At 42.8% G+C, this 18,806-nt stretch carries 29 protein-coding genes and 2 pseudogenes; 25 read left to right on the plus strand and 6 right to left on the minus strand.

What is annotated here, in order from left to right:
• The 5 genes and pseudogenes from L4D09_RS19650 to L4D09_RS19670 form a co-directional block, all read right to left on the minus strand.
• A pseudogene (locus tag L4D09_RS19650) lies at positions 1-354 on the minus strand (hypothetical protein); the annotation flags it as partial.
• 14 nt (positions 355-368) lie between these two features.
• The gene (locus L4D09_RS19655; RefSeq protein ID WP_428459227.1) at positions 369-716 is read right to left on the minus strand and encodes an antibiotic biosynthesis monooxygenase family protein; all 348 of its coding nucleotides are present in this window, start codon (positions 714-716) and stop codon (positions 369-371) included.
• A gap of 541 nt (positions 717-1,257) precedes the next feature.
• Positions 1,258-1,785 carry a cytochrome b gene (locus L4D09_RS19660; protein ID WP_428459228.1) on the minus strand — a complete coding sequence of 176 codons (528 nt, stop codon included), beginning with the start codon at positions 1,783-1,785 and terminating at the stop codon, positions 1,258-1,260.
• Between the two features lie 891 nt (positions 1,786-2,676).
• Positions 2,677-3,466 (minus strand): annotated as a pseudogene (locus L4D09_RS19665) (helix-turn-helix domain-containing protein); the annotation flags it as partial.
• Positions 3,467-3,625: 159 nt separating this feature from the next.
• Complete coding sequence (locus L4D09_RS19670; protein WP_428459229.1) at positions 3,626-3,877, minus strand: transcriptional regulator; 252 nt, start codon at positions 3,875-3,877, stop codon at positions 3,626-3,628.
• 145 nt (positions 3,878-4,022) lie between these two features.
• Between L4D09_RS19670 and L4D09_RS19675 the strand changes: the two genes are divergently transcribed.
• From L4D09_RS19675 to L4D09_RS19795, 25 genes are all read left to right on the plus strand, one after another.
• Positions 4,023-4,259 (plus strand): hypothetical protein, encoded by a 237-nt coding sequence (locus tag L4D09_RS19675; protein WP_428459230.1) that lies wholly within the window; start codon positions 4,023-4,025, stop codon positions 4,257-4,259.
• Positions 4,256-4,528: a hypothetical protein gene (locus L4D09_RS19680; protein ID WP_428459231.1), complete on the plus strand. Its 273-nt coding sequence runs from the start codon at positions 4,256-4,258 to the stop codon at positions 4,526-4,528. The genes L4D09_RS19675 and L4D09_RS19680 overlap by 4 nt, the downstream gene beginning before the upstream one ends.
• On the plus strand, positions 4,525-4,737 hold the full coding sequence (locus L4D09_RS19685; RefSeq protein WP_428459232.1) for a hypothetical protein: 213 nt from the start codon (positions 4,525-4,527) through the stop codon (positions 4,735-4,737). Before L4D09_RS19680 ends, L4D09_RS19685 begins: the two co-directional genes overlap by 4 nt.
• Positions 4,730-5,143, plus strand: a complete 414-nt coding sequence (locus L4D09_RS19690) for a hypothetical protein (RefSeq protein ID WP_428459233.1) — start codon at positions 4,730-4,732, stop codon at positions 5,141-5,143. Before L4D09_RS19685 ends, L4D09_RS19690 begins: the two co-directional genes overlap by 8 nt.
• Positions 5,143-5,298: a hypothetical protein gene (locus L4D09_RS19695; RefSeq protein ID WP_428459234.1), complete on the plus strand. Its 156-nt coding sequence runs from the start codon at positions 5,143-5,145 to the stop codon at positions 5,296-5,298. Before L4D09_RS19690 ends, L4D09_RS19695 begins: the two co-directional genes overlap by 1 nt.
• Complete coding sequence (locus L4D09_RS19700) at positions 5,285-6,946, plus strand: rolling circle replication-associated protein (RefSeq protein WP_428459235.1); 1,662 nt, start codon at positions 5,285-5,287, stop codon at positions 6,944-6,946. Before L4D09_RS19695 ends, L4D09_RS19700 begins: the two co-directional genes overlap by 14 nt.
• A gap of 15 nt (positions 6,947-6,961) precedes the next feature.
• The gene (locus tag L4D09_RS19705; protein ID WP_428459236.1) at positions 6,962-7,126 is read left to right on the plus strand and encodes a hypothetical protein; all 165 of its coding nucleotides are present in this window, start codon (positions 6,962-6,964) and stop codon (positions 7,124-7,126) included.
• Positions 7,119-7,577 (plus strand): hypothetical protein, encoded by a 459-nt coding sequence (locus tag L4D09_RS19710; protein ID WP_428459237.1) that lies wholly within the window; start codon positions 7,119-7,121, stop codon positions 7,575-7,577. Before L4D09_RS19705 ends, L4D09_RS19710 begins: the two co-directional genes overlap by 8 nt.
• A 24-nt stretch (positions 7,578-7,601) precedes the next feature.
• On the plus strand, positions 7,602-8,093 hold the full coding sequence (locus L4D09_RS19715; protein ID WP_428459238.1) for a hypothetical protein: 492 nt from the start codon (positions 7,602-7,604) through the stop codon (positions 8,091-8,093).
• A gap of 59 nt (positions 8,094-8,152) precedes the next feature.
• Positions 8,153-8,755 (plus strand): ATP-binding protein, encoded by a 603-nt coding sequence (locus L4D09_RS19720; RefSeq protein WP_428459291.1) that lies wholly within the window; start codon positions 8,153-8,155, stop codon positions 8,753-8,755.
• A 9-nt stretch (positions 8,756-8,764) separates the two neighbouring features.
• Positions 8,765-9,094 carry a hypothetical protein gene (locus tag L4D09_RS19725; RefSeq protein WP_428459239.1) on the plus strand — a complete coding sequence of 110 codons (330 nt, stop codon included), beginning with the start codon at positions 8,765-8,767 and terminating at the stop codon, positions 9,092-9,094.
• Between the two features lie 369 nt (positions 9,095-9,463).
• Positions 9,464-11,629 carry a hypothetical protein gene (locus L4D09_RS19730; protein WP_428459240.1) on the plus strand — a complete coding sequence of 722 codons (2,166 nt, stop codon included), beginning with the start codon at positions 9,464-9,466 and terminating at the stop codon, positions 11,627-11,629.
• Between the two features lie 268 nt (positions 11,630-11,897).
• Complete coding sequence (locus L4D09_RS19735; protein WP_428459241.1) at positions 11,898-12,731, plus strand: major capsid protein P2; 834 nt, start codon at positions 11,898-11,900, stop codon at positions 12,729-12,731.
• Between the two features lie 9 nt (positions 12,732-12,740).
• Entirely contained in the window at positions 12,741-13,016 is a 276-nt protein-coding gene (locus L4D09_RS19740) for a hypothetical protein (RefSeq protein WP_428459242.1), read from the plus strand.
• Complete coding sequence (locus tag L4D09_RS19745) at positions 13,016-13,168, plus strand: hypothetical protein (RefSeq protein ID WP_428459243.1); 153 nt, start codon at positions 13,016-13,018, stop codon at positions 13,166-13,168. The genes L4D09_RS19740 and L4D09_RS19745 overlap by 1 nt, the downstream gene beginning before the upstream one ends.
• On the plus strand, positions 13,165-13,371 hold the full coding sequence (locus tag L4D09_RS19750) for a hypothetical protein (RefSeq protein ID WP_428459244.1): 207 nt from the start codon (positions 13,165-13,167) through the stop codon (positions 13,369-13,371). Before L4D09_RS19745 ends, L4D09_RS19750 begins: the two co-directional genes overlap by 4 nt.
• Positions 13,371-13,790 (plus strand): hypothetical protein, encoded by a 420-nt coding sequence (locus L4D09_RS19755; RefSeq protein WP_428459245.1) that lies wholly within the window; start codon positions 13,371-13,373, stop codon positions 13,788-13,790. The genes L4D09_RS19750 and L4D09_RS19755 overlap by 1 nt, the downstream gene beginning before the upstream one ends.
• Before the next feature lie 3 nt (positions 13,791-13,793).
• A complete protein-coding gene (locus L4D09_RS19760; protein WP_428459246.1) occupies positions 13,794-14,066 on the plus strand; it encodes a hypothetical protein in 273 nt (90 codons plus the stop codon).
• Positions 14,066-14,620 carry a chemotaxis protein gene (locus L4D09_RS19765; protein WP_428459247.1) on the plus strand — a complete coding sequence of 185 codons (555 nt, stop codon included), beginning with the start codon at positions 14,066-14,068 and terminating at the stop codon, positions 14,618-14,620. Before L4D09_RS19760 ends, L4D09_RS19765 begins: the two co-directional genes overlap by 1 nt.
• On the plus strand, positions 14,617-15,369 hold the full coding sequence (locus tag L4D09_RS19770; protein ID WP_428459248.1) for a hypothetical protein: 753 nt from the start codon (positions 14,617-14,619) through the stop codon (positions 15,367-15,369). Before L4D09_RS19765 ends, L4D09_RS19770 begins: the two co-directional genes overlap by 4 nt.
• Complete coding sequence (locus L4D09_RS19775; RefSeq protein WP_428459249.1) at positions 15,366-16,541, plus strand: hypothetical protein; 1,176 nt, start codon at positions 15,366-15,368, stop codon at positions 16,539-16,541. Before L4D09_RS19770 ends, L4D09_RS19775 begins: the two co-directional genes overlap by 4 nt.
• Positions 16,542-16,549: 8 nt before the next feature.
• The gene (locus L4D09_RS19780; protein ID WP_428459250.1) at positions 16,550-17,074 is read left to right on the plus strand and encodes a virion protein; all 525 of its coding nucleotides are present in this window, start codon (positions 16,550-16,552) and stop codon (positions 17,072-17,074) included.
• Between the two features lie 94 nt (positions 17,075-17,168).
• On the plus strand, positions 17,169-17,369 hold the full coding sequence (locus L4D09_RS19785; RefSeq protein ID WP_428459251.1) for a hypothetical protein: 201 nt from the start codon (positions 17,169-17,171) through the stop codon (positions 17,367-17,369).
• A gap of 9 nt (positions 17,370-17,378) precedes the next feature.
• The gene (locus L4D09_RS19790; protein WP_428459252.1) at positions 17,379-17,570 is read left to right on the plus strand and encodes a hypothetical protein; all 192 of its coding nucleotides are present in this window, start codon (positions 17,379-17,381) and stop codon (positions 17,568-17,570) included.
• Between the two features lie 113 nt (positions 17,571-17,683).
• Positions 17,684-18,154 (plus strand): hypothetical protein, encoded by a 471-nt coding sequence (locus tag L4D09_RS19795; RefSeq protein WP_428459253.1) that lies wholly within the window; start codon positions 17,684-17,686, stop codon positions 18,152-18,154.
• Positions 18,155-18,204: 50 nt separating this feature from the next.
• On the opposite strand, the gene L4D09_RS19800 is transcribed toward L4D09_RS19795, so the two are convergent.
• Positions 18,205-18,669 (minus strand): phage protein, encoded by a 465-nt coding sequence (locus L4D09_RS19800; RefSeq protein ID WP_428459254.1) that lies wholly within the window; start codon positions 18,667-18,669, stop codon positions 18,205-18,207.
• Positions 18,670-18,806 lie beyond the last annotated feature (137 nt).

Below are 18,806 nucleotides of genomic sequence, written 5' to 3' on the forward strand. Positions count from 1 at the left end.
CTTGGTGCCAATACTACGTACTTGATTAACACTTACAACATTATTTTCAAAGAACGGGAGTGGTTCAAGGCGTTTCAACACCTGATCTGCTGAATCGGCTTCCATAACAAAATTGATAATTGGAAACTGTTTATCGTTCACAGTTGAGTGTCTAACATACAAGTCATGTATGATGCCTTCTTTAACTAAGTCCGAAAACGCAGCTCGTTGGGCATTCATACCTTCATATATGATTTGATCGTCATCTGTTTTCCATTCAAGGCTTACTCCGTAAGCGGCACTATAAGCATTAGTGGCCGTCATCAGTAACCCTAGTGATAGTGTTAGGCATTTTATAGCTTTTCTCATCTTCATTTCAGCACTCCTTATTAGTTTCGAATTACTTCATATAATGCAGGGTAGTTTTCAACACCACTTACGCGAAGGGGGGCTACGTTTGTTTTCATACCCATAATTGCCGCTTTGAAATAATCTTCTGACTCCCACTTTGCAACATTGATGTACTGAAACTGGCTATCTGGCTGTATTGTGCGGTGTAAGCTAGTTGATATGTATCCAGGTTGAGTTTGAAGGTAGTCTCTTGCTTGTTCCCAATATTTGAGAACCGTATCGCTGTGCTCTTCAGGTACAACGAAAGGATTAATTAGGGTAACTTCTGCTGTTGTAGGCGCAGCAAAAACCGCTAACAAAAAGGCTGACAGAACTTTGTTAGTCATTGTGTATTCCTTGTTTTATTGTTGTGACGAAAACTATCACAACCGTAAAAAAGAAAACGGAGTTAGATAATTAATTAATATGAATTATCTAACTCCGTTCTTAAGTGTTTGATAAAAAGCGGTTAGTTATTTCCAGTAATAGCAATTAAAGGATGTTTGCTTATTGCTAGTGCACCATAATTTTATGTCTTTACAGACAAATACAATATGCACAGTGGTGATTAAATGTAAAAGAAATAATCATCTTTAAATCGTAACGTTGATGGGGGAAGCTAGTTGTACATCTCAATAAGGCTACATTAGATCGTAAGAGAGGTTGGTATTGCTCCTATGGGATGCTAGTCCGAATAAAGCCAGCAGGGAGGAGTGGTTAGTGACGCTGTAACAAGGGGGTTGAGAGGGGGGAAGGCATACCACCATGAGAGTTACGATGTCCTTTACGACAATGCAGATAGAAAGATAAATTAAAGCGGCCTATGAATGACCGCTTTTGAAAGAAAATAGCTGTTGAATAATTTCCCTTAGTGTACTTTTAATTACTTTATTGTAGGCTTAATATACGGGTTACACTACCATCTTTGTCTATAAATTGGTGCTTTAACGCCGCTAATATATGCAGAGCAAGCGCAGCAATTATTATATTTATTGATTGCACGTGAATAAAGTTACCAAGGCTACTTAACCATTCAATCTTTTCAGTTGCTGGAATTAGTACAATGCCAAAAACGTCAGTCGCTCTATCACCACCGATATTCATCATTAACCCCGAAATTGGCATTGCTATGGTTGCGAGTAGTAATGAAAAATGGATAACTTTGGAAAGAAGCTCTTGCCATTTTTTCAATTTAGATAAGCTCGAGATTTGACCTTCTTTAAGACGCCAGAATATTCTAGCTGTTGCTATAAATAAGACAACGATGCCTAAAGATTTATGCGTTCCAAGTAGCTCAAATTTTTCTGGGCCTCTTGGCAAGCTTCCTATATAAAGCCCAAATCCTAAAACTGCTAGAAACATTAGGCCTGTTACCCAATGAAAAAGGATGGTTGCTTTTGACAAATTCGTACTCATGTAGATAGCCCTATTTGGTTATGGATTTGTGGTAATTTTTGTTGAAATTTTGAGGTGGATGACGGTAAATTGTTAGTCATCACGTGCCCCTTGTTTGATTGTTGTAGCGAAAACTACCATAACCCAAAACAATAAAACGGGATGAGGTGATTAATTAATATTAATTATCTCATTAACAACTTAAGCTCATGATAAATATAATGTTATATGGCTCTGGCTGCTTTTTATATTACCGGCTTAAACACCTTGATTGGCTGGTGTTAAGGTATCAATCTAGGTGACTACGAAGGCTAGAAGTACTATCAAAATATACATCACTGTCTAAGGTTATATAGTCAATAGCTCATTGGTTTGGTATCTAAACTAATAAGCTTTATCCGGTTAGAATCGGAGAAAAGAATTTCTTACCCTGCTTAAGTTGCCATCTCAGGATCTCAAGTAAAAAGTCGTGATTATAAAAGACTATGATGTGCGGACTATGTAGCATATTTTTCTATTTGAGACATAACAACCATCATTCTTTGGATAAGATTTGAGAACAGACAAGCGGTAAGAGTATATACAGTTACGCTTCTGTTAACTAAACCCGTAAAGTCGTTATGATTTTTGCCTGTAAATTAATCTCTACATGAGTGATTTCGTCGGTGTTGATTACTTCGTCACGCTGTAACACTTTAATAAAGTGAGTTTAGAATAAGTCCGTATCCGTGCGCTATAGTCTACGCCAGTGAATGTGACCGTAGGTACATCACCCGTACAGCATAGAGTTAAAAATATGTTCGCTGCTGCGGTTGTCCAGTTCCCAAGGAAAATAAAGGCTAGGGGACTTAGGTGGATGTTGACCCAAACAAACGAGGCTACCGGTTTTCTTTCCCTCGTTTATCACAGTGTCACTTCTTTTGGTTCATATGCTGGATTAGTAAAGCCGGCGGTTGAAACCAGCGATGAAGTCGGGGAGCCAAGCATTCGCTTGTTCAATGGTACCAATGTGTTGTAATCGCATTTCTTTTACTAAGCGATCCTGTAACGTTTTATTCGCACGTTCAACACGACCTTTGGGCCTGTGAACTATTCGCACAGATGAGCTCGATGTTTAGATTTTTGAGTACACGACCAAACTGGGTTAGCCGTTCGGTTTGTGCGTCACGTTTACTGACATGGAATACCGCGTGACGATCACTGTAAAAGGCTGACGGTTTTCCGACTTGTCGCTGTGACCTTCAAACCAATCATGATGGGAGCTATCGATTTGAATTAATTCACCCCGACAATCTCGGCGATGACGTGGCTGGTAAATCCGAGGTTTGCGTTTAACGTAAGGTACCCACAAGCCATCTGCAATCATCCATTGCCGGAGAGTTTCAACGGCAACGTGGATACCATGAAGCTCCGTCAGTTTTTCGTGAGCGAGTGTCGGCCCAAAGTCAGCATACAGCTGATGGAGCAATGCCAGTGTTTGTAATTTTAGTTTGTCATCATGACGGTGGTTGCCAGGCTGACCGCGCTTACGTGAAATTAAACCCGCAGAGCCCAATTCAGTGAAACGTCGGGCCAATCGATAAACTTGCCGTGTGCTAAGTTTTAGCAAACGGGCCGCTTCAACACCAGTGATCCGTTTATCACAGATATCTTGGACGAGCTTGATTCTCATTAATTCATTGTCAGTCATGGTCAATAACATCCACAGGCTCCAAACACGGCAAAACAAAGGTGCTTAGAGGCTAGTTCAACATGACATTTCAATCTGGCTCAAACATGACACTTCTAATTAGTTCTTACACCCCTCAGTACGCATTATGTATAGTGTGGTAAAACAATAACTTACGTGTAAATAAGGGGGTTATTTACATAACGCATTGATTAGGCGGGGGTTTTCGTACTTATCTTTGAGTAATCCATGCACTACAATCTGATCATCAATTTCAAGTAAATCAGCAACTTGGAACGCCATATCCCAGTCCATAGAGTTTAGCTCTTTTCGCCATTTATACAAACGCGAATCATGGACACCTAATTTCTGAGCCAGCTTATACTCTGAGGGCAGGTTGTACTTGGCTTTCACCTCGTTCAATAGCTCATTTGTGTAAGTCATTAATAGCCCCAGAAATTCTTTAAGTTGTTAAATAATAAGCGATCAAAATGATATTTCCCATCCCCATGGGTGGGTTGTATACATCTGAAAGTTGGTTAATCCTATATATGCACATGCATTTACTTGCTTATAGGGATACTAGCAGATGAACACATTGATCGTTACACCGAGCAGCCCAATACATCGACCTTGCCCAGATATGGCTGGATGCTCCAACCCGAATCCAGAACTAACCAAGAATTCACTAAGCATTGTTCGCCAACTTCGTAGCAAGTTTGGTTTCAAAACCACCGAACAACGCACCAAGCAGCATAGCCAATACCTCAAAGATTTAGCCGCCTACCAATACAAGCGTGATTTGATGGTTGGAGGTGCACGATGAAATTTCATTCAATGCGAGAGCTATATAAAACCTTCTATGGGCTTCAACGTGCCAGCTTTAAAGGTAACTTTTGTTACGGTAACTACTCGGAATTGACTGGTTTAATCGGTAAAGCTTTTTGCTATCGCCGTGAAGTAGATACCATCGCTTTGTTATTTCACGCAGATTGTGCCGCAAATTCCGTAATGATAAATCGACGCCAAGCTAATTTACCGCAATCACCAAAACTACAGGCCGCCTTAGCGAAATTTCATAAGGGGGCTGCATGAGCATTGTAATGAACTGCCAGTCTTGTAATGAGCCTGATGCATGCCATGAGCATCAAACCGATGATTCAGTTATTTGGATGTGTGACGGTTGCGCAAGTGAATCAACAAAGTGTACCAGTTGTGGCGTTATCACTGATTATTACGATCACGACGAAATGGGTTTTATAACATGCCATGACTGTTTGGGTAAGGAGGCAATACATGAATAATCTTGTACTTTGCCAAGACTGTCTAGCAGTGAAATCTTTTACAGCAGCTCGTCATAACGCTGATGAACAATGTAAGTGTGGCGGTGACTTTTGTGGTTGCGACCATTGCCAAGAGCAAGCTAAACACACTCGAATCCCTAAGCAAGTGACCAACGCCCCCAAGTTGGGGGCGGCGGTTTCTTCCATGCCATTGCATGAAGTAACTATTCCGTTAGATAAGTCGGTTACTGCCGATTACATGGCAAACCATGCTCGTAACGAGTGGTGTCAAGCCATGACGTTAGCACGACATAATCGCCTAGACGGAGATAGTGAAGGTGCAGCATTTTTCCTTAATGATGCCGCAGAGTATCGTCGTATCTTCATGGCTTTTCGTCAGGCGATCAATGTGATGGGAGGCTTGTAATGGCCTTAATGATTGTTCGTGTGTATCAATGCAAACGATGCCATCACGTTGATGATAAAGCGGTTGGGGCATTTGCATCACCGCCATTATTCGCAGTTTGTGAAAACTGCGGAGGTCGAGCAAATCTACTGGGGGATGTTGATGATCTCAACTAACGATTTGCTCTATGTGGCTGGTTCCGTCCAGCCACATGACCGCACTAAAAAGAACCTAGCCAGCTATGAAGCTGGTTTTTTAGGTTCCGATTTCGAGCAATGGGCAAAATATGAACAGGAAAAACTTCATCATCATGCTCAACGCCACTATGTGCACACCAAAGACATTGACACCGAACACGCCCGCGAAGCGGCGGCACGAAGTGACGAAAAGAGTAGTCTCGTCCAAGGCTGCAAAAGTCCGACACGCCCGAAGGTGGTTAGTTTATCGTCCAGAATCAGCCAGCTAAAAGCCGCTAAGCGACGACCGACAGAGTTAGGTAGTACCGAGGCTTTCTTTAATCACGATGCCTTGTACGATCTTGCAGAGCATCCAAGTGACAAGCGGTTATCCACAGTTCGATTGATGCACCGCGAATGGTCGGGGACTTATCGGCTAATTCACCATACACAAACCCGCCCAAGTGACGCGCCAGAGCCACAAAGTGGTGAACGCTATACCGAGAAATTAACCCAACGTGCCGTGACCAAAATATTTGAGTCGGGTGCATACGTTGCTTCGTGTGAAGGTGGCTTTACCACGTTCTTGACCCTGACGTTTACCGAGCAACAACGGTTAGCCGTATTTGGTGGTGAAAGTACCTTGGGCAAAGAAGTATCCCGTTTCTTAGATGGCATCAAAAAGATGTATCAGCGTGGCTGGCAAGGTGTCGACCAAGACGGTGAACTGTTTGAGCTTGAACCCGTTGAAAATCCCTTCCATTACATTTGGGTAGCAGAGTGTCCAGCCAATGAAGACGGTGAACCCAATCCACATGTGCATTTACTCATGAACTGGAAAGTTGAAAAGCAGCACTTCAAAGCATGGGCTGAACGGTTAGAGAATATCTGGGGTAACGGGTTCGCGCACTTAGAGCGCATCCGTGAACCGAAAGCCGCAGGCACATACATTATAAAAGCCGTGGGTTACGCCGCGAAAGGTGATAACGCTGATCAAGGTTTGATTAAAGGAAACCGTTACAACATTGCCCGTTGTAGCCGCGCACCAGGTTGGGATTGTTTAGCCAATTTTGAATCGCATAACATGGCCGCGATCATCAAAGAATTTGGCTATTTATTGGAGCAGTGGAAAAAACCGTTAAACCGAAGCCTTTATCGCCTTGAAAAGCAAAAGGCTCAAACCATTAAGGCCAAAGCGATAGCGAAAAAAGCTAACAAACCAAAGTCCGCGATTTATAAGCTCAATGCCCGTCTAACAAGGCTTGAAGCCGAACAGAAAGCCATTAATGACCAAATAAAAAACCGAGGTATTCATGCCTCGACGAAGAACCGCTTTTGTATCTCCTTTGATGGCGAATTAGCCGAAGACAAAGCCTATGATTTTCTGCTTTGGGCGGCTGGGGCTAGAGGGTGGTCCATGCAACCCAAAGGCGATGATCCTGACTACTTACAGTCAGTATCCGAAGCGAAAGAAATCGCACAAGAAGAATACGCCAATAGCTACCAACGTTTTTTACTTAAACGTGAATACTGGAAACACGTATTAAGTGATCCGCTTATTAAACCCAATGAAGAACCTACCGAACTGGAATGGTCAGCACATATGGCCGACCGAGAAGATTACGCAAACCTGCAATTAGCAGCTTAAAGGACTGGAACATTAATGGAACTAGACAAAATCACGGCGGAATTAAAAGCCGAACTCGATAAGGCCAAAGGAAATATGTTCATCAACAAGGTGCTTGCACCATTGCGGTTGGTACTGGTTTGGATGAATGGCGTTAACCAAAAACTCATTGAATTAGAGCAAAGGGGGAAACATGGCTGATGTAATGCCCGTTCGTACCTCAACCAACAAGGTTGAAGGCATAAACCGATGTGAGTGTGGCAATGTTCGCACCATTCACCGCGCAAGGGGAAAGCGGTCTAAATACCTGTATTCGATTTGTGATGATTGCGGGACTAACCAGCAAACAGGCCAATTTTGGCAGTCACGATTTAAAGTGAATTTTGCCACTTTGGAAGAATTGCATCAAAGCGAACAACCCGCAGTGGAACAGGCTTTAGAACCCGAAATGCTACCCGAATCTGATACGGAAGTTGAACCACAGCAAACCGAAATCATAACCGAACAGGTGGAGCCACAAAGTGAACCTGAAACCCAAACCAATAGTGAACAAACCGAACCCGTAGCCGAAAAGAAACCGAGTGCATGGCGTGCCGTTATTGCTGGCCTTGTGCTTGGTGGCTTAACAGGCGGTTTAATTACCCGATTTTAACCAAAACAAACCAAAGGAAATGGAATGAATACCGAAACACAAGCCGCCAATGATGGCGAGATACATGATCAACTTGAAAGCCATACCGAGCAAGATGAAAGCACCTTTGTTAATAGCCTTGACGGGGAAGATTTCGACCCAACAGCCGTCGATAATCAAGCCGAACAGCAAGCGTTAGAAGTGGAAGCCGCCGCAGGTATCGTCTTTGTTGGCCTAATGACCATTGAACAGACCATGAAAACAGTAGTGCACCATAACTTTGCATTTGATCCCCAACAATCAGAGTCCGTTGCTACTAAAGTTGCGCCGCTTATCGTGAAATATGGCGGTAATCCGCCACCGTGGTTAGCTAAATACATGGATGAGCTAATGGCCGTTGCTGCCATTGGGATGTTAGGTATTTCCAGCTATATGCAGGTAAAGAAGTTAAACGCGGATGATATTGCCGCAGCCAAAGAGAAAACCAAACAGGCCGCGAATGATGATCACCATAAAACCGTGGGAGCCGCTGCGTGAACCTTCAACCTATCAACCAGAACAACGCGCTAGATAACAATCATGCGTATGCGGTTGGTATGTCAGGCTGCGGGAAAACTTCCGCAGCCAAGAAGCTGTTTGTAAAAGCCACTGACCAAGTGGCTATTTTCGACCCGCTCAGTGACTACCAAGGCAAATTAGCAGGGCGCGTAGTTCGCACCTATACCAGTTTGAAAGAGTTTGCCAAGGCATTGATTGCCGGACGCAAAACCAACCAAGGTTTTAAAATCGCCTATAGCCCCAAGCACGAAACTACCGAAGAAGACTTTGATAAATTCTGCATGGTGGTTTGGGGCGTGGGGAACGGCAAACATAAAAAGTCATTAAAGGTGATCTGCGAAGAAGTGGCCGAACACACCAATACCGCAGGTAAAGCAACTGGGTACCACGGCAAGATTTTGAGGCTAGGCCGCAAGTATGGCCTACACTCAATCAATATGTTCCAGCGTGGGCAAGAAGTGTCGAAAACCATCATTGATAACTGTCAGTTCGCGTGTGTCATGATGCAAAAAGCCGATGACAGTGCCCGTTATTTACAACAAAAAACAGGGATACCAGCTAGTGAGATAATCCCGTTGAAGAAACTCGAGTACATCTTGCAAGATGGTAAAGAGTGGAAAAAGGGAGTTATTCGCTGGTAGTGTAAAGCCATGATTAAGCCAATTATTACTAGTGAGTTTATGCAGTTTTACAATAGCCAAATGGAAGAAAAACAGGCTATTGAATATGGATACAAACTACTAAACTCACTGGATAATATTGCCAATATTCTCAAACTTGAGGTGGGTGAAGAGGGACTTGAACTGTTAACGTCTTATCATTCAACCCGCTGGGCGTTACTTCGCTATTTATCTTACCTTGAACAATCAAACGAAATGCTTACTGTCCTAGACGCTGAAATATTTGCGACCTACTTGTTCACCAATTTACGTGATTTGGAGCAGTTAATTGATGACGAATTCAGCGAATATGGATTTTGATTTAGGAACAAGTCTCAAAAAATTAATACAGACAATATTTTCTGTTAACAATACTGGTATAACGAAATTAATGTTTATTGCTTCTGGTTGCATATGGTTATGTTGTTTGAACCCCGGATTGTATTTAAGCCATGTCCTGAATGTGGTCAGGACGAAGACTTTTGGATTGATGAAGAGCTACAAACAGTTACATGCAAATGCGGTGAAATTATCACCAAGCCTATCTACCATTAATTAAGTTAGAATAGTTTGGGAACAAAGAATTGACTAAATCACAAATATTAAAATCAATATTAACTTACGGACTGAGCACCTAGCTGCTTATGGTACACTTATGATCGCCTTTCTTTATAATTTTGGTGTACTAAGATGAGTGAGTTAACCGTAAGATTTGAAAATTGTTATGGTATAAGTAAGTTAGATGAAAAGTTTGATTTTTCTGTGAAAGGACGCTCAAATAAGGCATATGCCATATATGCACCAAATGGCTTAATGAAGACATCTTTTACTAGAAGTTTTGAAGACATATCCAATGGAAATATACCCACTGAAGAGCGCTTTGGTCGATCTAGTGATTTTGATGTTAAGTTGAATTCAACAGAAATAGATGCAACTAAAATTTATGTTCTCAGATCAGAAATAGATTTAAACTCTGATGATGTCTCAGTATCAAACTTATTGATAAATAGAGAGAGTAAATCTAAATATGACACTCTAATGAATGAAGTTGAGAAACATAAATCCAAATTGATTTCGTCACTACAAAGAGCTTCTAAGGTTAAAAAAAACGATATCGAAAGACAGCTCATAAAAGACTTCAATGCAAAAGACTTCATTGATGCTATATACAAAGCGAAGAAAGATGAAAAACAATATAATTATGATAAATTTTATTATAATGAATTGTTTGACCCAAAAGCCAGCGACATATTTAATAGCCGAGAATTTATTTTAAAGGCAAGGGAATTTGTCGATAGATATGATGAAGTTTTTAATGAGTGTGGTGGACTATATATAAAAGGTGTATTTAATCCAACTAAGGCTAATAATAGCTGTACTGCACTAGAGAAAAACTCATTCTTTCAAGCTGGTCATTCTATTCAAATTAATGGTGATAGTAATGTCATTGGTTTGGATGAATTTAAAGGGAAAATGAATGACATTAATAAAAAAATTGATAGTGATACCCAACTAAGTACCCTTAAAAAGTCATTATCAAAAAATGCACAAACACTGACTATTCAGCAGCTATTAGAGAATTGTACTTCAACTGAAGTCGATACGTTAATTAGCCGTGTAAACCCAAGTAATCAATCTTTATTTAGGCAGGAATTATGGTCTTTCTACCTTAACTCATCTAATGAAGCCGCTGATTACTTATCTTCATGGGATGAAAATAAGGCCGAAATAGAAAAGATTGAAAAAGAGGCGGCTGAAGAAGCTCCAAAGTGGGCCGATGCGATAAAGCTTTTCAATTCTAGATTTGTTGATATGCCTTTTAAGTTATCTCTGTTTAACCAATCTGATGCGGTGTTAGGTAAGGCAAGAGCAGAACTAAAGTTCATTTTTGAAGATGGGCAAGATAAAAGTGAATGTACTCGCTCTGAGATCAAAGCTTTGAGTCAGGGGGAAAAACGAGCTTTATACTTATTGAATTTTATTTTTGATGTTGAGAATAAAATTCAAAAAAATGAAGAGACCCTATATATCATTGATGATATAGCAGACTCTTTCGATTATAAAAATAAGCATGCTATTCTTCAGTACTTAGAAGATTTAACATCGATAGACAACTTCTATCAAATAATATTAACTCATAACTTTGACTTCTATCGTTCACTATCGCAACTATTTGTGAATAGAAATCGGTGCTTAATGGCAAATAAAGATGTTGATTCCATTAAGCTGGTTCCTGCAGAGGGTGTTAATAACATATTCATAAAGTTATGGAAAGGGAAGGTTAATAAGGATGATTCAATTTTATATTCCTGTGTCCCGTTTACTCGAAATTTAATTGAGTACATTAAAGGCGAAGATGATGCTGGTTATTTAAAGCTGACTAAGTTGTTACATTGGAAAAAGGAAAGTAATACAATAACTAAAGGTGATTTCTTTAAAGTTTACAATGAAACTTTTAATACAACTCATGATGAAACAAGTAGTGAACAACTTTTAGATATCCTTTTTCAGACAGCAGATAAAATAGTTGGATTAAATAAGTTTGAAGGCATAAACTTGCAAGATAAAGTTTTAATGTCAATTGCAATTAGGATTAAGGCTGAGAAATATATAACTGAACAACTTAGATTAATAAAAGGGGATGTTTCATATTGGAGTGACAATAAAATGTTTGGTCGGCTTCTAGGTGAGTATGAAAGTGAAGTTTCAGGTGTAACTCCTGCATTGATAAGTTTGAAAAAAGTTAGCGTAACTGTCAGTTCTAACATTCATTTAAATTCTTTTATGTATGAGCCTATCTTAGACTTATCAATTGTTCATTTGAATGAATTGTATAAGGAGATAAGTGCACTTTAGCTTTGTTAGAGTTTGACTTAGGTCAAACATAGAGTAGCCCGCTAACCTATAGCTTTAGCGGGCTTTTTTGTGCTTGCCTTAAAACCGAATCACTTGCTTTTCTATTGGTGAATTACTCACATTCACTAATAGAGAGCAAACTACATGAGTGCAAAAACGAAAGGCTATGTGATCACAGGTGTGATTGCGGTACTGGCTGCGGGGCTAGTTGTCTGGGCATCAAATAATGTTGATGCCGTTGAAGACGCGATTGGTTAAGGGGTAGAGCATGGAACTACTTCAAACCAAATTCGCTCCGCGCCCTAAAGAACTCGATCCCGTTGAAGGCGTGGGTTGGGGCAACCGCGCTTCACTGCGTTTGGTATCGGGTCCCACTTATCACAGCATTGAGCTAATCACCGATATTACCGACGCAAAAGACATTGAACGTGTCGAAGTCTCCTTAAATGGGTCGGCTAAAATCAGCGTTAGCGGTGAAACACTGGTTAAGCTGCAAGCCCACCGCAAGAACTACGCCGAACAAGGCCGCTACATTCTTTCATTTGGTGATCCAACACTCCGCACTAAAATCGGGGTACGCCAAACCGACCTTGTTACCCTTGGTGGTGAAATCTGGTTTATTCATATCACCTTGAAAGCCAAAGATGGTGACGTAGCAACGCCAACCATTCGTGCCCGCGCACATGTTCTGCCAGCACAAGCAACGCGTTACTACATGCCGCGTATTTATGAAATCACTTGGTTCGCTGCCGCCACAGGTCGAACGCCATTTGATTTTGCTGAGCGTAGTCCAGCCTTAAACCTTAAGCGCATTCACTTCTTAGATGATTCAATTGATCGTATTCGTGTAGTGCGTGACACCTTCGAAGAAATCAACGTCACCAAAATTGATAACGCCTTTGACTTAGCCCAATCGAAGAAAGAACAAAACCAAGGTTGGTTTAGCCTCGACTTCATCCGTTACGGCTTTGGCGCTGATGGCATGTTGAATACTGCTGCCCGTAGCCAACTGACTTTTGAGCTAGATAAAAACAAAGTCGGTAGTGTGCCGGTGATTGTTGAAGCCGTTGAACAAGTGAACGCCTTACCAACTAAGGCATAAGGGGAAGCCATGGATCTATTCGATAGTATCGGTGAAACCTTGGGTGGTGTTTGGGATTCTGCCAGTGTTGGCGGTGAGCAATGGTTAGATTCTTGGTTTGATCACGAAGCTGAAAAAGTGGCTTCGGCAGCACCCGAAGAAAATCGAGTGCCGCAGAGGCAAGAGCCTGCGAAACAGCCAACCGGACAGCCGATTTATACAGGTTCGAACAACCAAACCATGATGATTGGTGGCGGTGTTGTGGTCGTCATGATGTTTATGTTTTTGATGATGCGGGGTAAATAATGCCATTACTTTTTTGGCCGTTATTGGCTGGCACTGTTGGATACATATCAGGCTTATTTACCAGTGAGAAAGTCGGGCAGACCTTGCGCGTGTTGGTCACGGTGCTGATGGGATTGTGGTTGTACGACATTGTTTGGGGGAAGAAAGCATGATGGAGATACCAGGTCTCACCAACAATGGTTCAATGCCGATTAATGCGGGGGGCGGTGCTGCCGCTCCCTCGGGGGTAAATGCCAGTAATGAATCTGGTTTCCGTATTGGTAGCATCAATATGGGCGGCGGTTCGCTGCCCACTTGGTTAACCGTGATGCTAGCTGTTGGTGTGTTGTGGTTTGTGGTTAAAAAGGTGGCCTAATGCATTTTCGATTAATCCGCCCAAATGCACCCGACTTTCATGCCCACTTATCACTGATTAAGCCTGCTTTTTCGGGGTCGGATATGCCCAAAGCTGAACTGGAAGAAGTGAAAACCTTGGTGTGTGAAGGCCAAGCCAGCTTTTATCTGTTAACAGGCAAAGGCATCAAACTTTGGTTTATTAGCCGAGTAGATGGAGACCGTTATCACATCATTGCTATGACTGGGCGCGGTTTGGTGGAGGCGGCTAACCATATTATTGAGCGTGTCATCGACTGCGGTTATCAGTCAATTAGCTATCACACGTATCGCAAAGGCATGCGCCGCATATTGGATCAGTTTGGTTTCAAGCAAGTCGAGCAAATTAGGGAGTTCGACAGCAAGCAAGAAACCGTTCACCAATTGGCGTTAAGGGAGTAACCAATGGGAAAGAGCAAACCTACTCAGAACAAAGGCAAAGGTAAATCCGGTGGTGGCGGCAAAGGATTTAACCCACATAAAAGCGGTACCTCAACCCGAAAAGTAAAACCGACCAAGCCGAATCCAACGAACAAGGTGCGTGGGAATTTATCCAAGCCTCAAAAAGTGAAACGGCATCCATCTGCGGTGATGAATAAACGCGCAGAAATGGGCGAGCTGAAAGCAACCAGCGTTCAGCGGCGTAGTGGTGGCAAATCTGGCGTGAGGAAAGGTTAATGGGTAAAGGTGGCAGCAGCAAAAGCAGCAATAAAACCACGAACACCAATACCAGCGGTCAGAATGCCATTGATGGTGACAACCTTGGCGTTGCCATTTCGGGTGTGAATGATTCAAGTATCAATGTGACCATGACCGACCACGGTGCCATGGAACGCGCCAGCGAATTAAGTGAATTGGCATTAATCACAAATGCAGACGTTTCTATGGCCGCTTTGGAAATGGGCGAAAGTTCAGTTAATTCCGCCATGGACTTTGGCAGGGATGCCATCACCGATGCAATGGATTTTGGCCGTGATGCGCTACTGGCAAACAGTGAAGTATCAACGTTGGCGATTGAAGAAGTCAGCCAAGCCCACGGCGAAAACCTGCAAATGTTGGCGGGGCTAGCTGGCAATCAAGCCAGCCAGAATACAGAAAACTTGGAGAAGATTTCCGAACTGGCCGCGATGAAAGTCGATGGCGGTCAGGTCGCAACCTCTAAACAAATGACCATTGCGGTTGGCATGGTGATGGCGTTCTTAGCCGTAATGATGATGAAAGGGAAATCATGAGTTTTTACCAAATGATGCAGCCCCGACAACGTGCGCAATTTCAGGCAGTCGGTGAATTTCTGTATATCGAGAGCTGTAGTGGTTCGGTCAATGTGACTACCGAGCGCGGCGATTACAAGCTTAGGGAAGGCGCGCAGATCATTGACCCGCAATTGGCTGGACGCATAACGGTTGAAAATATGGGCGAGGCGGGAATTGTCTCAATCATCTGCGGCTTCGGTCGCTACATACCGCCCACGGATGGGCAAGAAGTGGCAGTGACTCAAATGCCAGCAGTGACCCTGTCACCCAATCAACAAATCAACATTGGTGAAATGCCACAAGTGGCTTTGGTTGATGGGCAAGCGGTGGTGATTAGCCAGCTACCCAAAATGGAATTAGCGGATAACCAACAAGTCACGGTGTCACAAATGCCAGAACTCACCGTTAGTGAACTGCCAAGGGTGAAATTTGAGAGTGGTCAGGCGGTTAGAGTCTATGCAACCACGCCACTTTTGACCAAACCCGTGGGGGGTGACGGCATTTTAGCTCGCAAGCTAACCATTGAGGGCGGTATTTCATCAATAATCGCCAATACGTCACGCTGTCACATTTTAATGAAAGCGGGTTTAGCAAACACTCAAGCAATAGTTATAAACAAAGGTTGGGAACTGGCCGCAGGCGAACAGTTAAAACTCGAATCATCTGCTGCTTTGGAGTTCACGGGCAGCGATGGCGACAGCATTGAATTAATAGAGGTCACTCGATGACAGATAAAACTTTGCGCGAACGTCTACCGATTGGCAGCGCACGAAACAAGATTGAATATTTGGCTGATGAACTACAGCTTGGTGCTGATAAGTTGGCGGCACTGGAAAAACTGTTAAGCGGCGAGCCCGTTGTGAACTTAATCCATAACGGCGATTTTGTTGCACCAGCGGTTCATCCCGCGTTCAACACCACGGCGACGTTCACACCCAAAGAAACGGTATTTGATAAAACGGCATTCAGTGAAGCCGCCTCAAGTGCTGCAATGTTTCCTACAGGTTGGGGCGGTGAAGTGATTGGTTATGACAACATCTACCAATCAAGCTTTGGGGTACGTGTCGATTATCGCGGGGCGAATATCACCAATCGAGATTATGTCACGATTGGCGAACCCGAAGGCGTGAAAGCCGCCATGGTATTTCATGGACTCGCTTATAAGGCCGTTGCACTTGCACCGTTTTCACCACAACGAAAAACCACCATTGATATGAAATACGGCAGCCGCAACGAATATGTCACAGTCACGGCATCGGTACGCCTTGGCAGCAATTGTAAGTGGGGCTTATTGGAATTGAACCCATCGACGGGTGAGATTGAAGACGTTGTCTTTTGTGAATCCTTTAGCGGATATCAATCTAATCATTCCATCTTGCGTAAGGACGGTTTGATATTGGATGAAAACAAAAGTTATGCCTTGGCATTCTATGACGTTCAACAACAATGGGGCAACGGTGCTGATGGTTTGGTGATTGGTTGGGCAGCGGCGTTTTTCAATGACGAACAAAACCCCGAACTATCTCCAACGGTTTGGCCGACTGGCAACAATGATGAATTTCATATTCTGAAAACGATGGACCATACCGACATAGCGAATGGTGTAACGATTGATACCCATCGCTTTACGGGTTCAACCAATAAGCCAACTAACCATGCGGTGCTGCGTATCTGCGGATTACATAGTTCGGATAATAACTACAACGGTGAAAAATCCATTGTTACCGAAGCCCAAATAGGTAACGAAGTCACTATCACGATGGCGGACGCATCCAGCTTATTGGAGTACGCCATTTGCGCCAAGCTTACACCGTATCCACAACGGGTTGGTTTCTTTAATGCCGATGGTTCGAGTGCATTCGATACCTTGGTTGAGTACCAATCACCATACGCCGAATAGGTTCGACTATGAAATGGCTATTAGCGTTAACCATTATTTTGCTTTGGCTAACTAGCCGCAATAAACAGGCCGCCACAACCAAACCAAGTAGCGGCCTGTCATGGAATGAATTAACTGGGATGACGAACGACATGACAACCGGACAACCACGCGGTATCCGTAACAACAATCCGCTAAACATTGAATACAAAGCAAGTAATAAATGGCGCGGCCAAGTCGGTAGCGATGGCCGATTCTCAATTTTCGAAGATGATAAATACGGTTTTCGTGCCGCCGCCCGTGTACTACGTAGCTATCAAAAACGTGGTGTGAACACCATTGATAGCATTGTGCATACCTTTGCACCTAGCCATGAAAATGACAGCGACCATTACGCAAACATGGTTTCGCAATGGACGGGATACGGCAAACACCAAATGCTTGATGCCAAGAATAACGACACCGTTGCAGTCGTGATTCAAGCAATGGCTCGTATGGAAGTTGGCCGCCAATATCCACTAAGTGAAGTCATGGAAGGAGTGAAATTGGCATGACAACCAAGAAAGCCGTTACTTCAATCGCGCTCAGTGTCACAGGGGTTGTGATTGGCGCATACACACTCAAGTATCTACGTAAAAAAGGATGGTTATGATTGATTTGAAACAGACGAGCACCAAAACAGGCTTGATGTTGCTAGGCAGTGTTGCCGTAGGTTTGTTCACTGGTAATAGTGATCTCGTTACCGTGACAGTTGGTGAATCTGGCGCACAACTTGGTGGCACGATTCCAATGTTAGCCGCTGCGTTTATCGGTTTATTCGATACGGTTCGCCGGGAAAATAAAGGCTAGGGGGCTTGTGTGGGAGAACTCATTAAGCTGTTTTCAGAGCTAGGGGTTACGCCTCCAACGTTGATTATCTGCTACTTACTTTTCCGTTCGGTGAAGGCTCATGAGTCGGTGTTAGGAGAACTAAAGAAAATGTTAGCCCAGCATGAAAAACGGATTATGAAGTTAGAATGGAGAATGAAAGACAACATTGATGATCGCTAGGCTGTGTTGTTCCAGTAACTTGTTGAGTAACTCGCATAGTTAATAATTTGGTTTTTCATTATAAATCATCAATGTACTGTTCTAACTTGCTATAGATAAACGCAAGGAACAGCATGAAACGATTTATACTCACGTCATTAATGATTGTCAGCTTTAATTCCTTAGGCTCTGACTTATCGGACAATGGTGAAATATCGATGTTAGATATTTTAAAAAGTACACCTGTAACGTCATATGAAATCGGAAGATTACGATTAGAAATTGCGACAAAACTTTCAAGCCAAGAAGTTTCAGGCAAGCGAGTCAAAGGAACCAAATTCAAAGTAAAAGGTATTAGTCTAGTTGAGCGAGAAGATAGCTTGGGAATGTCGATTTCCTATATAGGTAAATCGAAATACGTAACCAATGATTATTGTAAGCAACTTCAAGCTGTCACTAAGGAACGTTTTAGAACAGATAGAATGGCAAAAGACTTATGGCCGATGCTAAGTGATAATAAATTGAAACTGGTAGCGGAAGATTTATTTGTAAGTACTGTGCTGGTAGATGAAAACAACGATCAGTTATTTAGACAATGTGATTAAAACCCTAAGCCCGCAATCGCGGGCTWTGTCATATATAGAGGCTAGGGAAGTTAACGGTTCGCACGCTTAGCTTGCTTCTTACGTGCAGCTTTCTTTCTCTCTTTTGTCACGGTGTCACTTCTTGCTTCTTTAAGTCGTCGGCCGCCACGGAATGGCAACGGTGTGACCACGTTGGTACGAACCGGAACGTAGTCCAGCTCATAAAGCCGTTTTAATGCGTGGTATTCATCATAACGCAACGCCCAAGAATCCAATTCCTTTGGACTAAATCGACGTCCTTCAGGGGTAATAATGGCGCAGCGATATTCATCAATCCGAAAACCTTGCCAACGGGTATCATCGGGCAAATAGCCACGGGCACGGATAATTAGCAGTTTTTCAGCCATCGGATTCACATCAATCCAGCCGGATAACCAACGTTTGACGGTGATGGGTTTGACATGAAACCACGCCGCAGCTTCATCAAGGGAATCAAAATGTCGCCAAAACAATTTCACAAACGATTCGTGGAGCATGATATACCTCGCAAAAATTCATCTCATTAAAAGTTTTTTCCAATCAATAAAGTGCCAACCAATCGGTGTGGCCGATAAAATCGAGCCAGCAATGTTTATCGAGTCAGTCAGCACGTTTTACAAAGCTCAACGCTAAT

It is taken from the genome of Photobacterium makurazakiensis (assembly GCF_050336715.1).
GTDB classification, from domain to species: Bacteria; Pseudomonadota; Gammaproteobacteria; order Enterobacterales; family Vibrionaceae; genus Photobacterium; species Photobacterium makurazakiensis.